Annotated in this window: 17 protein-coding genes; 15 read left to right on the forward strand and 2 right to left on the reverse strand. The window is 42.5% G+C overall.

The window, feature by feature from the left end; genetic code table 11:
• Positions 1–6 precede the first annotated feature (6 nt).
• The 6 genes from HOP38_RS07155 to HOP38_RS07180 all read left to right on the forward strand — a co-directional run bounded on the left by HOP38_RS07155 (position 7) and on the right by HOP38_RS07180 (position 8,395).
• On the forward strand, positions 7–1,866 hold the full coding sequence (locus HOP38_RS07155) for a glycosyltransferase family 2 protein (protein WP_006070675.1): 1,860 nt from the start codon (positions 7–9) through the stop codon (positions 1,864–1,866).
• Positions 1,856–3,172, forward strand: a complete 1,317-nt coding sequence (locus HOP38_RS07160) for a DUF3131 domain-containing protein (protein WP_124941086.1) — start codon at positions 1,856–1,858, stop codon at positions 3,170–3,172. The genes HOP38_RS07155 and HOP38_RS07160 overlap by 11 nt, the downstream gene beginning before the upstream one ends.
• A gap of 27 nt (positions 3,173–3,199) precedes the next feature.
• A complete protein-coding gene (locus tag HOP38_RS07165; RefSeq protein WP_006070677.1) occupies positions 3,200–4,609 on the forward strand; it encodes a DUF3131 domain-containing protein in 1,410 nt (469 codons plus the stop codon).
• 11 nt (positions 4,610–4,620) lie between these two features.
• Positions 4,621–6,012: a DUF3131 domain-containing protein gene (locus HOP38_RS07170; RefSeq protein WP_006070678.1), complete on the forward strand. Its 1,392-nt coding sequence runs from the start codon at positions 4,621–4,623 to the stop codon at positions 6,010–6,012.
• Complete coding sequence (locus tag HOP38_RS07175) at positions 5,999–6,994, forward strand: hypothetical protein (RefSeq protein WP_198557743.1); 996 nt, start codon at positions 5,999–6,001, stop codon at positions 6,992–6,994. Before HOP38_RS07170 ends, HOP38_RS07175 begins: the two co-directional genes overlap by 14 nt.
• 123 nt (positions 6,995–7,117) lie before the next feature.
• On the forward strand, positions 7,118–8,395 hold the full coding sequence (locus tag HOP38_RS07180) for a glycosyltransferase (RefSeq protein ID WP_198557744.1): 1,278 nt from the start codon (positions 7,118–7,120) through the stop codon (positions 8,393–8,395).
• A gap of 61 nt (positions 8,396–8,456) precedes the next feature.
• On the opposite strand, the gene HOP38_RS07185 is transcribed toward HOP38_RS07180, so the two are convergent.
• Positions 8,457–8,648, reverse strand: coding sequence for a hypothetical protein (locus HOP38_RS07185; RefSeq protein WP_063605343.1), 192 nt, complete (start codon positions 8,646–8,648; stop codon positions 8,457–8,459).
• A gap of 346 nt (positions 8,649–8,994) precedes the next feature.
• Between HOP38_RS07185 and thrS the strand changes: the two genes are divergently transcribed.
• The 4 genes from thrS (at position 8,995) to rplT (ending at position 12,171) form a co-directional block, all read left to right on the forward strand.
• A complete protein-coding gene (gene thrS / locus HOP38_RS07190; RefSeq protein ID WP_031494507.1) occupies positions 8,995–10,920 on the forward strand; it encodes a threonine--tRNA ligase in 1,926 nt (641 codons plus the stop codon).
• A gap of 3 nt (positions 10,921–10,923) precedes the next feature.
• On the forward strand, positions 10,924–11,475 hold the full coding sequence (gene infC, locus HOP38_RS07195; RefSeq protein WP_081411588.1) for a translation initiation factor IF-3: 552 nt from the start codon (positions 10,924–10,926) through the stop codon (positions 11,473–11,475).
• Between the two features lie 106 nt (positions 11,476–11,581).
• Positions 11,582–11,776, forward strand: coding sequence for a 50S ribosomal protein L35 (gene rpmI, locus HOP38_RS07200; protein ID WP_004401085.1), 195 nt, complete (start codon positions 11,582–11,584; stop codon positions 11,774–11,776).
• A 41-nt stretch (positions 11,777–11,817) separates the two neighbouring features.
• A complete protein-coding gene (gene rplT / locus HOP38_RS07205; RefSeq protein ID WP_004401084.1) occupies positions 11,818–12,171 on the forward strand; it encodes a 50S ribosomal protein L20 in 354 nt (117 codons plus the stop codon).
• A gap of 51 nt (positions 12,172–12,222) precedes the next feature.
• Here rplT and HOP38_RS07210 read toward each other — a convergent pair whose 3' ends face one another.
• A complete protein-coding gene (locus HOP38_RS07210) occupies positions 12,223–13,188 on the reverse strand; it encodes an integron integrase (RefSeq protein WP_198557745.1) in 966 nt (321 codons plus the stop codon).
• A 238-nt stretch (positions 13,189–13,426) separates the two neighbouring features.
• On the opposite strand from HOP38_RS07210, the gene HOP38_RS07215 reads away from it, so the two are divergent.
• The 5 genes from HOP38_RS07215 (at position 13,427) to HOP38_RS07240 (ending at position 16,692) form a co-directional block, all read left to right on the forward strand.
• Positions 13,427–13,849 carry a hypothetical protein gene (locus tag HOP38_RS07215; RefSeq protein ID WP_198557746.1) on the forward strand — a complete coding sequence of 141 codons (423 nt, stop codon included), beginning with the start codon at positions 13,427–13,429 and terminating at the stop codon, positions 13,847–13,849.
• 124 nt (positions 13,850–13,973) lie between these two features.
• Positions 13,974–14,405 carry an ATP-binding protein gene (locus tag HOP38_RS07220; protein WP_058965619.1) on the forward strand — a complete coding sequence of 144 codons (432 nt, stop codon included), beginning with the start codon at positions 13,974–13,976 and terminating at the stop codon, positions 14,403–14,405.
• A 150-nt stretch (positions 14,406–14,555) separates the two neighbouring features.
• Positions 14,556–15,005, forward strand: coding sequence for a GNAT family N-acetyltransferase (locus tag HOP38_RS07225; RefSeq protein ID WP_198557747.1), 450 nt, complete (start codon positions 14,556–14,558; stop codon positions 15,003–15,005).
• A gap of 153 nt (positions 15,006–15,158) precedes the next feature.
• Complete coding sequence (locus HOP38_RS07230) at positions 15,159–15,695, forward strand: hypothetical protein (RefSeq protein WP_242456515.1); 537 nt, start codon at positions 15,159–15,161, stop codon at positions 15,693–15,695.
• 184 nt (positions 15,696–15,879) lie between these two features.
• Positions 15,880–16,692 (forward strand): hypothetical protein, encoded by an 813-nt coding sequence (locus HOP38_RS07240; RefSeq protein WP_198557749.1) that lies wholly within the window; start codon positions 15,880–15,882, stop codon positions 16,690–16,692.
• Positions 16,693–17,272: the final 580 nt, after the last annotated feature.

Genomic DNA, 17,272 nt, shown 5'->3' on the forward strand with positions numbered 1-17,272 from the left:
AGGCAAATGGACAACTATTTTCAAAAGTATGAACATCGAGTGCCGCCGGAACCTGTACCTCACAGTATACCGAGAGAGTTGCTGTATCAATATTTAGCGACGTGTAATTTAACGTTAGGTGTTTGGTACCTGTGGTGGCGTTGGACTTACGCTCTGAACATGGATGCATTGTGGTTTTCACTTCCATTGGCTTTTGCAGAATCTTGTGCATTTATCGGCTCTATATTGTTTACGTTTAACTTATGGAAAACTAAAGATGAACCTAAGAAAGAGCCACCATCAAATATCAATCAATGTGTTAAAGACTCCGCCGAGGACAGGCCGTTAGCGGTCGATGTCTTTTTCCCGAGCTATGACGAAGAGCCTGACCTCGTCAGACTGAGTATTGAAGACGCCCAACGAATTACTTATCCCCATGACATCGAGATGAAAATTTTCATTCTTGATGATGGCAAACGGGAGTCGATGAAGGCACTTGCAGAGGAGATGAATGTTGGATACATCACTCGCGAGGGAAATGTGGGGTTCAAAGCCGGTAATCTGAGAAATGCCATGGAACAGACTTATGGTGATTTCGTGGTTATCTGTGATGCTGACACTAGGCCACTACCTACGATTCTAGAGAATACGCTAGGTTATTTCCGAGACCCAAATGTGGCTTGGGTCCAGACACCACAATGGTTCTTTGATTTACCAGAAGGAGTTCGTCTTCCGGTCTGGCTGGAGCGTAAATTTGGTAAAGCTGCCGCCGCTCTTGGCAAAGGAGTAGAAAAGTTTTACGGGCCAGTGACCTTTGGCCAGGATCCTTTTGTCAATGATCCGCAAATGTTCTATGACGTTATTCAACGTCGTCGTAACTGGGTAAACGCGTCATTTTGTTGTGGTGCAGGCTCGATTCATAGACGCGAGGCGGTAATGGAAGCAGCGCTAAGAGCATACGCTGAACAGATCACCAAAGAGCAACAAGATGTTGAAAAGCAGATACGAAAACTAACTAAGGAAAAAGAGGTTGATCAGTCGATTTCAGACAACCTTAGAAATGAGATTTTGTTTGATACGGAATTTACGCCATACAAATTCCACGTATCAGAGGATTTATACACTTCGATTGTGCTTCATTCAGATACAGAACGAAACTGGCGTTCGGTAATGCATCCGAGAGTAGAAAGTAAAATGCTGTCACCGCAAGACTTGCAAACTTGGACGGTTCAGCGCTTTAAGTACTCTGGTGGTTCCATCGACATCTTTATGAATGACAATCCGATTTTCAGGAAGGGCTTGAGCTTTAAGCAAAAACTCATGTATGGCGCGAGCTTCTGGTCTAACTTATCGGCAGTCTGGAATATCATTTTTCTCGCTTGTCCAATAATCTATTTTCTTACCTCAATCGCTCCTGTTAGTGCTTATGATGTGACCTTTTATTTACATTTCTTGCCGTACATCTTAACTGCGGAAATCGCGATGATGGTGGGCACTTGGGGTGTGGCTGGCTACAAAGGTAAGACAAATTTCTTGTCATTTTTCCCAGTTAATTTGCGTGCGCTTTGGACAGTGCTTAGAGGACGCAAAATTAGCTTCCCAACCACACCAAAAGAAAGACAAACAGGTAATTTTGCCAAACTTGTATTGCCTCAAATGGTGGTGTTTGGCTTAAGTCTCTTCGCTATTTTTTATGCTTGGGTCGGTTACTACACGGGCTCTTGGGGTGAATACTCCGGTGGCGGTCTAGTGTTCAACACATTCTGGATTCTCAATAACATGCTAGCTATGTGGGGAATGATAGCTGCCGCTTTTTGGGAGCCTCCAAAAGAAGAGAAAAACAAAGAAGAAGTCACCAGCACAGAGGATTTAAAGTATGAAGTTTAAAGACGCATTATTGGCTGCAAGGCACCACGTTGTTTTCATTCTTGGTCTGTGTACTGCATTGGTCATCGCTTTCAATATAGAGACGCGAGACTACGGAAAGGTGTTAGGCAATATCACCTTTGAAGCTCACGAAGAGATCCCACTTAAAGAAAATCGAGTGTTATCTCATGAAGAGTTTACTTGGGCGAATACGGCGTGGCGCTACTTTGAAAACAATTACCAAGATAACACGGGATTGGTGAATTCCGTTGATGGCTATCCGTCGACGACTATGTGGGATACCGCCTCTTATTTAATGGGCCTCATTGCTGCGGAAAAAATCAATGTGATCACTGATGAAGTGTTTGAAATGCGAATGCAGAAAGCGTTGCGTTCACTTGCTAGACTTCCTCTGGTTGAAGGTAAGTTGCCAAATAAAGCTTACAACACACAAACGTTAGAAATGGTGGATTACCAAAACAACCCGACTCCTGAAGGGATAGGATGGTCAGCCATTGATATCGGTAGAATACTAGTGCCACTCAATATATTGATCTGGCAATATCCTAATTTCAACGCAGATGTAAACAACATTCTTAATCACTGGAAGATTAGCGAAATGCTAATCGATGGATATCTATACGGTTCTAGACCAAGTGAACAAGGCGGTTTTGAGTTAGTGCAAGAAGGACGTATTGGTTATGAAGAATACGCGTCTAAATCTCTGTTCCTGATGGGACGAGATGTATTTAATTCAATGAAATATATTGATTATCTAGACCTGATTGATATTTACGGCATTGAAATTCCAACCGATAAACGCGACCCAGCTAAGTTCCATGCTCACAACTACGTGGTTAGTGAGTCTTATATTCTTGATGGGCTAGAGTTTGGTTCTGACAGCGTCTCGAAAATCTTCGCGCACCGTGTGTTTAGTGCTCAAGAGCGCAGATATGATGATACTGGCGTGGTTACTGCAGTAAGTGAAGATAACGTCGATGAGCCACCTTATTTCGTTTACAACACGGTTTTTTCTGACGGTAAAGAATGGAACGCAATTTCAGATGATGGTAAAGACCAGTCACACCTAAAAACCCTATCTACCAAGGCTGCGTTTGGTTGGTACGCCTTGTATGAGAATGAATACACGGATTTGTTAATTAGTGAAGTATCGCCTCTGTTCTCAGAAACCAAAGGGTGGTATTCGGGTCGCTATGAAGTTGATGGACGACCTAATAGAGCAATTACCGCGAACACCAATGGCATTGTTTTAGAGTCGCTGGCCTACATAGAAAACGGACCATTATTAAGCGTAGGCGCAAAATAAGGACAAGGTTGTATTAGGGAGAATAACATGCGCTATTTGACAACGTTATGTGTTGCGCTTGCAGTGGCTGGCTGTGGTAATAAATATAATCAGTTTTCCGACGATATTGTCGAACGTAAAAGTCATTGGAGCATTCCGCAGGCTCGACAAGGTGAGCTTACCGAAAAAGAAATGGATATGGCTCGTATTGCTTGGAAGTACTTCGAGAATAATTATCAAGAGCCAACAGGTCTGGTGAATGCGGTAAATAACTACCCATCGGTCACTTGGTGGGATGCGGCATCCTACCTAGCAGGTATGGTGAGTGCGTACGAGTTAGGAATTATTGAGAAAGAGGAAATGGACCGTCGATTGATTGCCTTTATAGGAACGTTAAATCGATTGGACCTATTCCGTGGCGAGTTACCTAACAAGGCTTATAACACACAAACTGCTGCCAAAGTGGACTACGGTAACCAGCCAGGGGAAATCGGTTATTCTGCTCTCGATTTAGGCCGATTGCTCATCTGGTTATATATCGTCAAACATCGTTATCCAGAGTATGCGACCGGTATCGACCAAGCGATTTTGAGATGGAATTTCTGTAATGTCGTTGACGAGAACGGCACTATGTTTGGTGCGTTGCTGGAGAAAGACAAGCCTGTTCAGTATCTGCAAGAGGGCAGATTGGGTTACGAAGAGTATGCAGCCAAAGGATTCCAACTCTGGGGGTTTGACACTAGTCAAGCCTCTGATCCAGAGCCTTATGCCACCATCAATTTGTACGGTTATGATGTCCCTTACGATACCCGAGATCCTAGAAAGCTCAAAGCGCATAGTTACGTTGTAACTGAAAGCTATGTTTTAGATGGTATTGAGTTAGGGTGGGACTTGACCGACGATAGGACAGGACACAACTACAGTTATACTAATGAATGGATGGCTGAGTTCGCGTTACAAATTTATCGTGTACAAGAGGAACGATACAAGCAAACCGGTATTATCACTGCGCGTACCGAGCACCAATTAGCAGGGCCTCCATACTTCGTTTATGACACCATTTATACCGATGGCTTTGCTTGGAATACTATTTCTGAGAATGGCGAATATCTACCGCAGTTCTCCGCTGTTGCAGTAAAGGGCGCGATGGGGATGTGGGTTTTATGGGATACAGAGTATACCGATCTACTTTTCGATCATATTTCTCACCTTTACGATAGAGATAAAGGGTTTTACGAGGGTATTTTTGAGAATGGTACCGGTCGTATCAACACATTTACATCGAACAATAATGGTATCACCTTAGAAATTCTGCTCTACAAACAACAAGGGAAGTTACTCAAGTATCATGACGATATAGCACCGAGCTTGTGGGAAAAAGCATTGGAATCGCCTTTTGGTTATGAAGGTCAGTGCTTGCCACGCGAGAACTATAAAAAGAAGAAAAATAAGTCTTAGGGGCGCATCGAATGCAAAGGCTGGTTGTTTTGCTTTTAGCTCTGCCTCTACTTTATGCCTGTGGAACCATTGTCCAAGGTGTAAGTTCTGGTGTTGAAGCAATCAATACTTCTCAGACATTTCGTCAGGGACGTTACGGTAAGCTAACTGAACAAGAGTTGGCTTGGGCAAGTACTGCCTGGAAATACATTGAGAACAACACCCAGCTTCAAACTGGATTAGTTAATGGCATCGACAACTACCCATCAACCAATATGTCAGGGATTGCCGATTATCTATTCGCCTTGCTCGCAGCGAAAGAGTTCGAGTTTATCTCAACCAAACAATACGACGAACGACTCACCTTAGTACTGACTTTTCTCAATGACATGAACTTGAGTATGGGACAAGTTCCGCACAAGGTCTATCACACCCAGACGGGACAGAAAGTGGATTATGGTTTGCAACCTAGTGATATTGGATGGTCCTCGTTAGATACTGGGCGTTTACTTATTGCACTCGCCATCGTTAAGCAATTTTCTCCTGAATTTACCGAATACATTGATAAGGCAGTATTGCGCTGGAACTTCTGTGAACTTATCAATGAAGATGGTGAGTTGTTCGGCGGTGCAATATATGGCGGCAATGTGACCCGTTATAAAGAGGGGCGTTTGGGCGTCGAAGAATATACCTCTTATGGTTATTTAGATTGGCAAGTTGTACCTTACAAAGCGATGCGAATAGACCCTTATGACGTTGCAACTATTTATGGCATCGACCTGCTTTTTGATGGCAGAGACCCCAGAGACTTTGACGTCCTAAGACCTGTCTATAGCACTCCTTATTTATGGATGGGGTTAGAGTTTAACTGGGACAAGATTTCGGATACCAGTTCCAACGATGCGAATCACTCTGACCCGGTAATGTCCGCGATGGCAGATTCTCTTTATTTAGTGCAAGAAGCGCGTTGGGATGTAGATAGAATCTATACCGCGCGAGGTGATCATGTAGTAGCAGGCGATCCTTATTTTGTATATGACGCGGTCTATGCCTTGGGTACTCCATGGATAACGTTAGCCGAAGATGGAAGTTCCCATGATTTGCTTGCTTTGGTATCGACTCGTGTGGCTTTTCAAATGTGGGCGCTGTGGAAGACCGATTATACCGACCGCTTGATGGTACTAGTGCGTGAACTCTACGATCCGCAACGAGGTTGGTATGAAGGCCGCTATGAAAGAAACAGTAAGTACGAAAAGAGTATTACGCTTAAGACCAACGCTGGGGTTCTAGAAGCCTTGCTATACAAGCAGAATGGAAAACTCTATCAACCATCGGGAACACGAGAATACCGAGATGTACAGTTTGACTCACGTTTCTATCATCCTGGTAAGTGTTTAGTGGAGACGTTTGATGACTACAATTAGATTTCTGCTGTTGTTATTCCTGTTTTCCTTTGCCACGTCTACGAGTGCACAGGTTCAGGACGTCGAATTAAGGGTATTTAGTCAGCCAACCTTACTGGCTGGTAACGGAAGATTTAAACAAGCAGCGGAACAATACCATAGACTGAGTCTGCAAATACTAGCCTCGGAAGCAAAACTGGGTACGGAAAAAATGTGGCAATACGCAGGTCTTGCTGAAGCTCTAGCCACGGTGTGTGCCAACTTAGACAATGACCCGAAAGCGTATGAGTATTGGGCTAATAGTGTGCGTTATTTACTGACTGGAGGGACGGAATGGTCTCAAATGCAGCAGTATCTTCATCAAAAAAATGAACAAGCAAATACTCAACTGCTGACGCAAATGCAGACTTTTGATGTTGCTGGTGGCTATGACCAATCGTGGGAAAATGATGCGGCAGTTTTGCAAGTTTGGCAGGAAAAACTCAATCTATTTGCATTCTCTGGTCCCAAGATTGGCCTAAAATCTACTCGCATACAGACAAGCTTACCATCAAGCACGCCACCACCAGTAGCTACGCAGACGGTTCCAGGACAAAAAAAGCTAAAAGGCATTGAATCGAATTTTTCTCAATCTCAAGGTTTTGTGCCGAAACCAGCATCACAACCTAACGAAACGCCCGAAGCTATTAATAATGCAGCTCCAACTTCCGCCCCAGCTAGAGCAGTGGTGACTAATCGTCACTTGATTCAAACTTCACCAGCGCCAGCTGAAAACGAGGTTACGATAATCGCGACGCCAATTGATGAGTTCGATTACGAAGCCGCAGAACGAGATGAGATAAATGCTCTGGCAAATGAAGCTGATTTGGAGGACTTAGACAATACACTCAACACAGAGAGGCAAGTACCAAGAGCCAATATTGGCGCAGAGAGTAGCTCGGGTGTCGAGGCTGTGCAACGAAGGAGCTTTGCTCCAGTTCCGGTAGAGCAAGAAAAACAGTAGGTAAACAACACGATTTCATATGGTTTGTTTAGAATTACCTGCTAGATATATTGAAGACAATTATTTGAACTCACGTCCATAAATCCTAGTCTGCTTTTGTTTCCACTAATTAGGGCAGGGACCATGGCTAGCAATCAAGATCTCAAGCAAGCATCTACGCTTCTCCAAAACTCGAACGTACATTTCGACCTTACCGATAATCACCAACAAAGGGGCTTGTTGCAATTAGCAGAGCAACTGGATGCGTTGAGCAGCCTATCTGTTGGCGACTTAAAGCAATTAGCGATAGAAGACCAAGCGCCACTGGAATACCGCTTAGCTGTTAAATTGGTTGCCTCAAAGCGCTATGTAAGAAAAATCCAGACACCATTGCGCATTGGTGTGGTGTTTGCGATGTGGGGAGAGCACAATCGATTAAACCCCAAAACAGAACAAAACCCCAACGGTGAAGATTCGTTGAGAATGAAGGTAGAACAGCTAGCTTGGATCACTTCGGGAAGTTGCATCGATTGGCATCTTTACCCAGTAGATGATGGATGCCCTCATGATAGTGCTGATATTGCGAAAGGTATCGTTAAGACCACAGAGCAGCCCGATAAAGTCACAGTATTTAAACTGTCGGAACATTTGGATACGGATGAAGGACCGTTAGCTACTCTGAATAGTGCTGACGACTCTCGTAAAGGTGGAGCGATTGTACTTGGTTGCCAAAAGGCCATAGATGAGGGCGCAGATGTCGTTGTTTATACCGATGCTGACAACTCAGTTCATTTAGGGCAAATAGGATTGCTGCTAGAACCTTACTTAGAACAGGCCAAACAAGTGGTTTTAGGTAATCGCAAACATCCAGAGTCGATTTTGGTCAAACAAGAAGAGCGTTGGGGCATCGGCATTAAGACTCTACGCCATATGCAGCGCATGATAGGGGAGCAAATATTCTCTCAAGGTATTAAAGATACTCAGGCGGCATTTAAGCTATATTCTCGTGATGCGCTGCAAGTTATCCTTCGTAATCCAACAGTGTATGATTTTTCATTTGATACCGATTGGATCTTGGCCGCGATGGAATACAACAAGCCGATTACTACCGTGCCATTTGCCTTTATTGATTCAGCAGCAGAGTCTGCCTCGATTGTGCAAGGTCCTATGACAACTTGGTATACGTTGTTAGAAGGGTTAGTCAAAGCGGCAAGGGCTCGTCATGCGTCGTACAGTCGTGATATGGCAAAGGTCTTTGATGAGGAGATTCATTCCCACAAAGATCTAGAACTGCTTATTGATATTTTGCCAAAACAGCTTGCTGAAGCCGATGACAAATCGTTGGGTGATCCTGCCATTATGTCGCCTAATGAGGTAAGAGCTTGGATACAGCAAGCGAGATACGCTAACGCGAGTTCGTGACTCACGGAGTGAGGATGTTAAAAAGGAGGCAAGCATGCCTCCTTTTTACTTTTTGTTTATCTTATTCGACGACTTTGACTCCGGATATTCGAGTACCATTAGCAAGCATAATGATGGCGGTGGAATCATCATGATTTTGGTCGAGCTGGTTTTCAACTTCGATAACTTCGCTGCCTAGCGATAAGTGTCCTTCACAATATACGGTAGAATGCCCATCTTGATTGAGTTTAACGTAATATTCTGAGTGGTCCATAAGAAGTCCTTTTTCCAACATACCTAATATATAGATTAGAAGCTTTTGATGTGAAATCAAAGATTCACATAACGAGAATGAGGTTGTAATAGCAGGGATTTACGAGGTGTGCCACGCTATGGGAGAGAGGCGAGTTATCGTTGTTTTATTAAACATGTCACATTTCTGATTGTTATTTCTTGAGCTTTGTTTACAATGTTCGTTCGCTTTGGCTGGTGCATCCGTATTTGCATCAAAATAAGCAGATAACACAATGAAATCGCGGCAGTTTTCGCTTCACTGAAAATTGCTAACCAATAAAACATGTCTTGCTTGGTGTGCAAGACCACTGTAAATAGGATACTACATGCCTGTAATTACTCTTCCTGACGGTAGCCAACGTCAATTTGATAACCCTGTTTCTACAATGGATGTCGCTCTTTCAATCGGTCCTGGTCTTGCGAAAGCAACCATCGCTGGTCGTGTGGATGGCGAACGTGTAGATGCTTGTGATTTAATTGAAAACGATGCGAGCCTAGAAATCATCACGGCGAAAGACGAAGACGGTCTTGAAATTGTTCGCCACTCTTGTGCTCACTTACTTGGTCACGCTATTAAACAACTGTACCCAGATGTGAAAATGGCAATCGGTCCTACGATCGACAATGGCTTTTACTACGATATCGATTTAGAACAGTCTCTTACTATGGAAGACGTTGAAAAAATCGAAAAACGTATGAAAGAGCTAGCAAAAACCAAGTATCAAGTTATCAAGAAAAAGGTTAGCTGGCAGGAAGCTCGTGACACATTTGAAAGTCGCGGCGAACCATACAAGATGGAAATCCTAGACGAGAACGTTTCTAAAGACGACCGTCCAGGCCTTTACCATCATGAAGAATACATTGATATGTGCCGTGGTCCTCATGTTCCTAACATGGGCTTCTGCCAACACTTCAAACTACTGAATGTGGCTGGCGCATATTGGCGTGGTAACAGTGACAACAAGATGCTTCAACGTATCTACGGTACTGCATTCCACGATAAAAAAGCGCTTAAAGCGCACTTGACGCGTCTAGAAGAAGCGGCAAAACGTGACCACCGTAAAATTGGTAAGCAGTTGGATCTATTCCACATGCAGCAAGAAGCACCAGGTATGGTGTTCTGGCACCACAACGGTTGGTCTGTATTCCGTGACTTAGAAGTATTCATTCGTGAAAAACTGACTGAATATGGTTACCAAGAAGTAAAAGGTCCTCTAATGATGGATCGCGTTCTTTGGGAACGTTCTGGTCACTGGGACAAATACGCAGACGCAATGTTCACGACTTCATCAGAAAACCGTGAATACGCGATTAAACCAATGAACTGCCCAGGTCACGTTCAGATCTTTAACCAAGGTCTTAAATCTTACCGTGATCTACCGCTACGTATGGCTGAGTTTGGCTCATGTCACCGTAACGAGCCGTCAGGCGCACTTCATGGCATTATGCGTGTTCGTGGCTTCACACAGGATGATGCACACATCTTCTGTACTGAAAGCCAAATCCAAGACGAAGTAACCTCTTGCATCAAGATGGTTTACGATACATACAACACGTTTGGTTTTGATAACATCGTGGTGAAACTGTCGACTCGTCCTGAGAAGCGTGTAGGTAGCGATGAAATCTGGGATCGCTCTGAAGAAGCACTAAAACAATCTCTTGAAGCAATGGAAATTCCATTCGAGATTCAAGAAGGTGAGGGTGCGTTCTACGGTCCTAAGATCGAATTTACTTTATATGATTGCCTAGATCGTGCATGGCAATGTGGTACAGTTCAGCTAGACTTCAACCTACCGGGTCGTCTAGGTGCTACATACGTGGATGAAAACAACGAACGTCAAGTTCCTGTTATGATTCACCGTGCAATCCTAGGTTCTCTTGAGCGTTTCATCGGTATTCTTATCGAAGAATACGCTGGCTTCTTCCCAACGTGGTTGTCGCCAGAACAAGCTGTTATCATGAATATCACTGACAAACAGTCTGATTATGTTCAAGAAGTAACACAAAAACTGCAAAAAAGTGGAATTAGAGCCAAAGCGGACTTGAGAAATGAGAAGATTGGCTTTAAAATCCGCGAACATACTTTGAAGCGTATCCCGTACATGCTTGTTTGTGGTGACCAAGAAATGGAAGCCGGAGAAATTGCAGTACGTACACGTAAGGGTAAGGACCTAGGCAAGTTTAAAGTGGATGACTTTATCTCATACATCCAAGCCGAGGTTTCTAGCCGTAAGCTCAATCTGGAGGAATAAGCTATTAAAGGCGGAAGACGTGGCCAACAACCGGCCAAACAAAACCAGCACCGTTTAAACGGTGAAATTCGTGGCGTTCGTGAAGTTCGTCTAACAGGTGCAGATGGTGAATCTGTTGGTGTCGTATCGATTCAAGAAGCACTAGATGCAGCTGCAGAAGCTGGTATGGATCTCGTAGAGATCAGCCCTAACGCCGAGCCACCAGTCTGTCGTGTGATGGACTACGGCAAGTTCCTCTTCGAGAAGAGCAAAGCTGCGAAAGAGCAGAAGAAGAAGCAAAAGCAGATTCAGATTAAGGAAGTAAAATTCCGTCCTGGAACTGATATTGGAGACTATCAGGTAAAACTACGCAACCTGACGCGTTTCCTAGAAGACGGCAACAAAGTGAAGGTAACAATTCGCTTCCGTGGCCGTGAAATGGCTCACCAAGACATTGGTGTCGACGTTCTAAATCGTCTGAAAGAAGATACTGTAGATTTAGCTGTAGTAGAATCTTTCCCGACTAGAATCGAAGGTCGCCAAATGATCATGGTATTGGCCCCTAAGAAGAAGTAATTAAAGGCTTTACAAGTAAGAAAACCCAGCTGTTTTCTGAACAGCTGGGTTTTGTTCGCCCTAATTACTATTGTTTAATCAACTCAACAATGCGGAGTTATTCATCATGCCTAAGATGAAAACCAACAAAGGTGCTGCTAAGCGTTTTAAGAAAACTGCTGGTGGTATTAAGTACAAGCACGCTACAAAACGTCACATTCTGACTAAGCGTACTACTAAGAACAAGCGTCAGCTTCGTCCAAATGCAATCCTTCCTAAGTGTGAAGTGGCTGCAGTTGTTCGTATGATGCCATACGCTTAATTCTTTTTAGTTTATCAATCGTTTAGTTTAGGAGAGACATAATGCCTCGCGTAAAACGTGGTGTACAAGCTCGTGCACGTCATAAGAAAGTTCTAAAACAAGCTAAAGGTTACTACGGTGCACGTTCACGTGTTTACCGCGTAGCTTTCCAAGCAGTTACTAAAGCTGGTCAATACGCTTACCGTGACCGTCGCAACAAGAAACGTCAATTCCGTCAACTGTGGATTGCACGTATCAACGCTGCATCTCGTCAAAATGGTCTATCTTACAGCCGTTTCATCAACGGTCTTAAGAAAGCATCTATCGAGATCGACCGTAAGATCCTTGCTGACATCGCGGTATTCGACAAAGCTGCATTCGCAGTTCTAGTTGAAAAAGCGAAAGCTGCTCTTTAATTAGCAGTTAGGTCTATGTAAAAGGGGAGCGAAAGCTCTCCTTTTTTGTATCTAAAGAATATTAGATAACGGACTTTTCACGCCACTCGCTCCTCGGTTAATGACGTGCGTGTATATTTGAGTCGTTTTAAGATCTGTATGCCCCAATTGCTCCTGCACTGTTCTAATATCTGCGCCACTTTCCAGTAAGTGAGTTGCAAATGAATGCCGCAACGTGTGACAGCTAACCTGCTTTTCTATCCCCGTCTTTTTCACCGCAGATTTCAGAGCTTTTTGTATGCTCGACTCATTAATATGGTGTCGACGAATCAAATCAGAAGTAGGGTCGATAGACAGCCGAGCAGAAGGAAACAGAAACTGCCAGTTGAGCTCTTTGTTTGAGTTTGGGTATTTAGTCGCCAATGCATTGGGGAGCCACACGCCGGAATAGTCACTCTGCTTAACATCTTGTCTCCAAATACTCTCAACGTGTTGCTGCTGTCGCCGTATCGCTGGGAATAGCTCTCTGGCTAACGTAACTACTCGATTCTTATTTCCTTTTGCTCGCCATATTCTCAACGCGCCATAATCAAAATCGATATCGTGATACCTGAGCCGAAGGCACTCCATAAGACGCAAGCCAGAGCCATACATGAGTTGTGCTGGCAATAAAAAGCTCGGCGGCATACTTTCAAGCACTTTGCTTACTTCCTTTACTGTGAGGACTGTAGGGAGCTTTTTGCTCTTATTAGATTTCTTAAAGCGCATATTGACGTCTATAGGGTCATGAAGGATATGTTTATATAAAAACACTAGCGCGTTGAGTGCTTGATTCTGAGTACGCATAGCCAAGTTACGACTTGTAATCAAATAGGAAAGAAAATCTTCCACCTCCGCAGTACCCATTTCCTTTGGATGCTTTTTATCGTGATAAACAATGTACTGAAATATCCAAGAGAGGTAGGCGTCTATTGTCCTTTCCGAATAGTGCCTCGCGCGCATAAAGTCACGAATGTAGTTCAAAAACGGGGATTTCATAACTTACTCCGATACTGTATTTATGTACAGTTATTGAGTCTAAGTAAGATTTGAGGACTTATACGGAAAATTTCCGCATTTTGTGATGTGCAACAAAGCTAATAATACTTAATCTACTGATTTTCATACACTAATGATCTAACATGGTTAGATTCTATGTTTTTAGAAGGCGGTAGCGTGTGCGGAAGTACGGAAATAATCCGTCTATAAAGCGTTATGCATTTTGAGGAATTATCCAATGCAAAAGGTTCTTAGCACCATAATGGTTAACATGGTTTCCATAATAAGTTTTAGTGTTGCAGCAGCGGGCACTGATTACAAATGTACAGTTGATCGCTTTAGTATTGCTTCGGGTGATACAGGAAAACTATATGAGTATTATAAAAAACAATATATTGGCAAAGAATTCACCGTTGAGAGAAAAACTGGCTATATGACAGGTGAATTGAAAAACTCTTATTTTACAGAACCACAAGTTATTGATTATGGTTCCACCGAGAACTCCTACAAAGTTGTTACCACTATGAGGGTTGAAGAAGGGGCAGGGGCAGGTTCAAATATCTATGCTCTTACGATCAATGAATACGAAGATGCTGTTAGAAAGCCATTTGTTTTTATGAGTAATGACAAAGTTGTTTTTGGGACTTGTGTCAGATACTAAACAATGCATAACAAATTGCTTAACCGGACGCGTAACGTTTGCCGCTTTTGGTTAAAAGTTCAGTGTGTTTGGTAAAGTAGGCCGTAAGCGCCGCTTAGCAAGGCGTTATGTGTAAGGAGTAAAAATGGAACTAGAACGAATATATGCACTTTATGGAGCTTCAAATTCCGGAAAAACATCAACTTTAAATCAGCTAATTAATATTCTTAGAGATAATGCAGAAAAAGTAGTATTAGACGAAAATGTTGGTGGTACTGACCATAGAGCTGTGTTCTTAATCAAAGGTAAGTATGTAGGTGTTTCGACTCAAGGGGATTGTGAATCTCAAGTAAGGAAGCATCTAGATGTGATTGAGCCTCTTTCTAATATTATTTTTTGTGCGACCAGAACGCGAGGTGGAACTTGCCATCATGTAGCTGAGCGTTTTGGTAATAAACTAACTTGGATCCAAAACTTTGGCATATACAACAAGAAGAAATATGCCTTTGACAATAGTGCTTTTATTGAAGCTAGTTATTCATCAATAGGAAAAATGTTGTTTGAGCTTGTGCCTTAAAATTTACACATAACAAGCAATTTAAGAGGGATTCACAACGCTCGGCATTTTTGCTTCTACTTCAAATTTAGTGTTTATGGCACAATGTTTTAGGTTTGGGGGGAGGCGTTGTTCACCCCTTAATTGGGCGTTATATGGTTGGAGAGTTCAATGCATCTAAAGTACAAAATTACCGACCCCAAGTGCGAAGATTTTTCAGCTCTAGTGGAAGAGCTAAATGTCATACTCAACACGATAACGACAGACACTGGAGAAAGTTCGTTTGTACGTGACGAGTTTTGCTCAAGAACCGATGGATGCATAGTCGTTTATGATCAAGGTAAAGCGATAGCTTGTGGAGTATTCAGGAAACATCAAGATAGCTCATGTGAGCTAAAGCGTATGTTTTCTAAAGTAAAAGGAGCGGGTGGCTACCTGATTTCACAGCTTGAATCATATGCTCGCCAAAAAGGTTATGAGCGTGCGGTTTTATCAACGCGTAGAGTAAACGAATTAGCAATCAACTTTTATAAACGGCATGGTTACAGCGAGATCGAGGCATACGGAAAGTACGTGCATAAAGATAGATCGATATGTTTAGGTAAGGTGTTAACCATATAACAAATTACTCAAACGGACGCTTTACGTTGGCCACTTTTGGTTTGAAGTTATGTGCGTTTGGTAAGTTAGTCGTAAGCGCCGTTTAGTAAAGCGTTATGTATTTTAATCATTGGTTTAGTGACAACTGACTAATTAACGTTGGAGCTACTGTCAATGCAACTAGAAACGAGTAAAAGCATGATTCGTATTGTTAGGAGAATTTGTGGTTCATATTATGCGCCTGGAGTTCTCATAGCCATTTTTATTATGTCGATATGTGTTATAGAAAATAGAGTTGTTGAGGGGCCATACACTGATAACGATGTGTTATACCATAAAGCTGAGGTAACAGGTAAGCATGGTACTGCTGGTCGTGGACTATCTTATGAAATTATTTTTGATAAAAAACACAAGTACGATATTAAAGTTCAAGGGTATGACTTTAATTTAATAAATAATAACTATTCCCTAGGATATGGTTCGCGCAAAGATACAGAAAACCTAAGTGTTGGGCTAGTTAAAACGCATTTAGACAATATTTATTATACTGTTTACGTTAAAGCTGGAGATGAAGTTCTTCTTTCTAGTTCTGATGGTCTTAATATGATAAATAAATCTAATGCCGAGCAGGTTAAATGGAGAGCTTACTTAAGTCTTATTGCATTTATTTTACTTTCTCTAATCTTTAGGTTTCTAAGGAAGTATTATTAAATTCTATGTATAAAGTTTGCTAATAAATTTTTGCAACCAAAATACATAACAAACTGTTCAAGAGGGATTCGCAACGCGTGGCATTTTTACTATGCGTTGGTTTTAGTGTTTAAGGCGGTATGCGGTGGCTTCGGTATTGCGTTGCTCACCCCTTAACAGGGCGTTATAAATCTAAGAGGAAGATATGAACTATTTTGATGATGAGCAGCCAGTACTGAAAAGGTCGTACTGTGTGTTTATGGATGTTTTAGGTTTTAGCGAGATGATATCTAGCTCATCAGAGCAGCCAAATGAGCTTGAACTTTTTCATAAATATCATGATGTTACATCAAAGATGGTAGCGAGACTCAGTGAACATACAGAGCGAGGCTCCGTTCTAAGCATGAAAGTGTTTAGTGACAACATAGTATTAGCACTGCCTTGGTTTAGCCCCGATGGTGAAAGTGAGTTCGGATTTATATTAATGGCGCTTCGAGAGTATCAATTGTCTATGGCGTTGAATGGCTATTTTGTAAGGGGAGGCATTTCCGTAGGAAAGCTGTTCGTAGATGACAATATGATTTACGGCAAAGCTCTTTTAGATGCATACGCTTTGGAAAGTAAATTCGCAAATGACCCTAAAATAATATTGTCGGATGAGGTTCTCGAAATTGTACGCTCACATACACAGTTTTACGCTAGTCCAAAGCACTCTCCACAAAATAGCGATGTCGTAATCGATGCTGACGGTAAAGGTTTTATTAGCTATCTTGATGAACTTATTGAAGAGCACTCAGATGGCTACCGAATAAATGCTGAGTTGTTACTGTTACATAAACAAAAAGTAATCGAAGCCGTCGAGTTGCATCGAATGAATACAAAAGTTTGGTATAAATACCATTGGTTGTGTGATTACCACAATTACTTTTGTCGCCAAGTTGCTGATATGCCGGGATATAGTGACGATTGTTTAATACCTGAAGATGTGTACAAAAGAGAGCTAAGTTCATTAGTTTAAAACACCGATTTATAACAAAGCAATCAAGGTGATGCGTTACACTCGGCGGTTTTGGTATGGAGTTTGGTGCGCTTTGCTAGTTCAGTGGGGCACACCTTATTGCAGTCGTTAGTTGCACTTTGAAATTTAGTGGTCAAATGATGGCCCCTTCAGCTATGCGGCGATAAGCCCCACTGCTTAACTTTCTTTCCGGTGGCAGCGTGAAAGCGTCATTCTCTATAGTAATCGAGGTTTCGCGGCACTGCTTTTTGTGCCCGTCCGTGAGCAACAGAAATGACATCTTCCTCAACCTGTTTTTCAGTGACTTCGGTGGTTTCTTTTTCGCGCCAACTCGCATTAATCGAAATATGTCAGTTCTGTCAGCTATCAAGCACGGAATGGTGATAGTAATTTAGATAGCAGTAAGCAATGAGCATCTTGGCGCAAGTAAGAAAATAGGGGCGTAGGCAACTAACAAATTACTCAAACGGACGCTATACGTGTGTCACTTTTGGTTTGAAGTTCAGAGTGTTTGGCAAGGTTGGTCGTACGCGCCGTTTAGCAAAGCGTTAGCTGAATACATTGACCTACAGCGTGTGGA

The sequence above is a fragment of the Vibrio mediterranei genome, from assembly GCF_013364395.1.
Lineage (GTDB): Bacteria > Pseudomonadota > Gammaproteobacteria > Enterobacterales > Vibrionaceae > Vibrio > Vibrio mediterranei.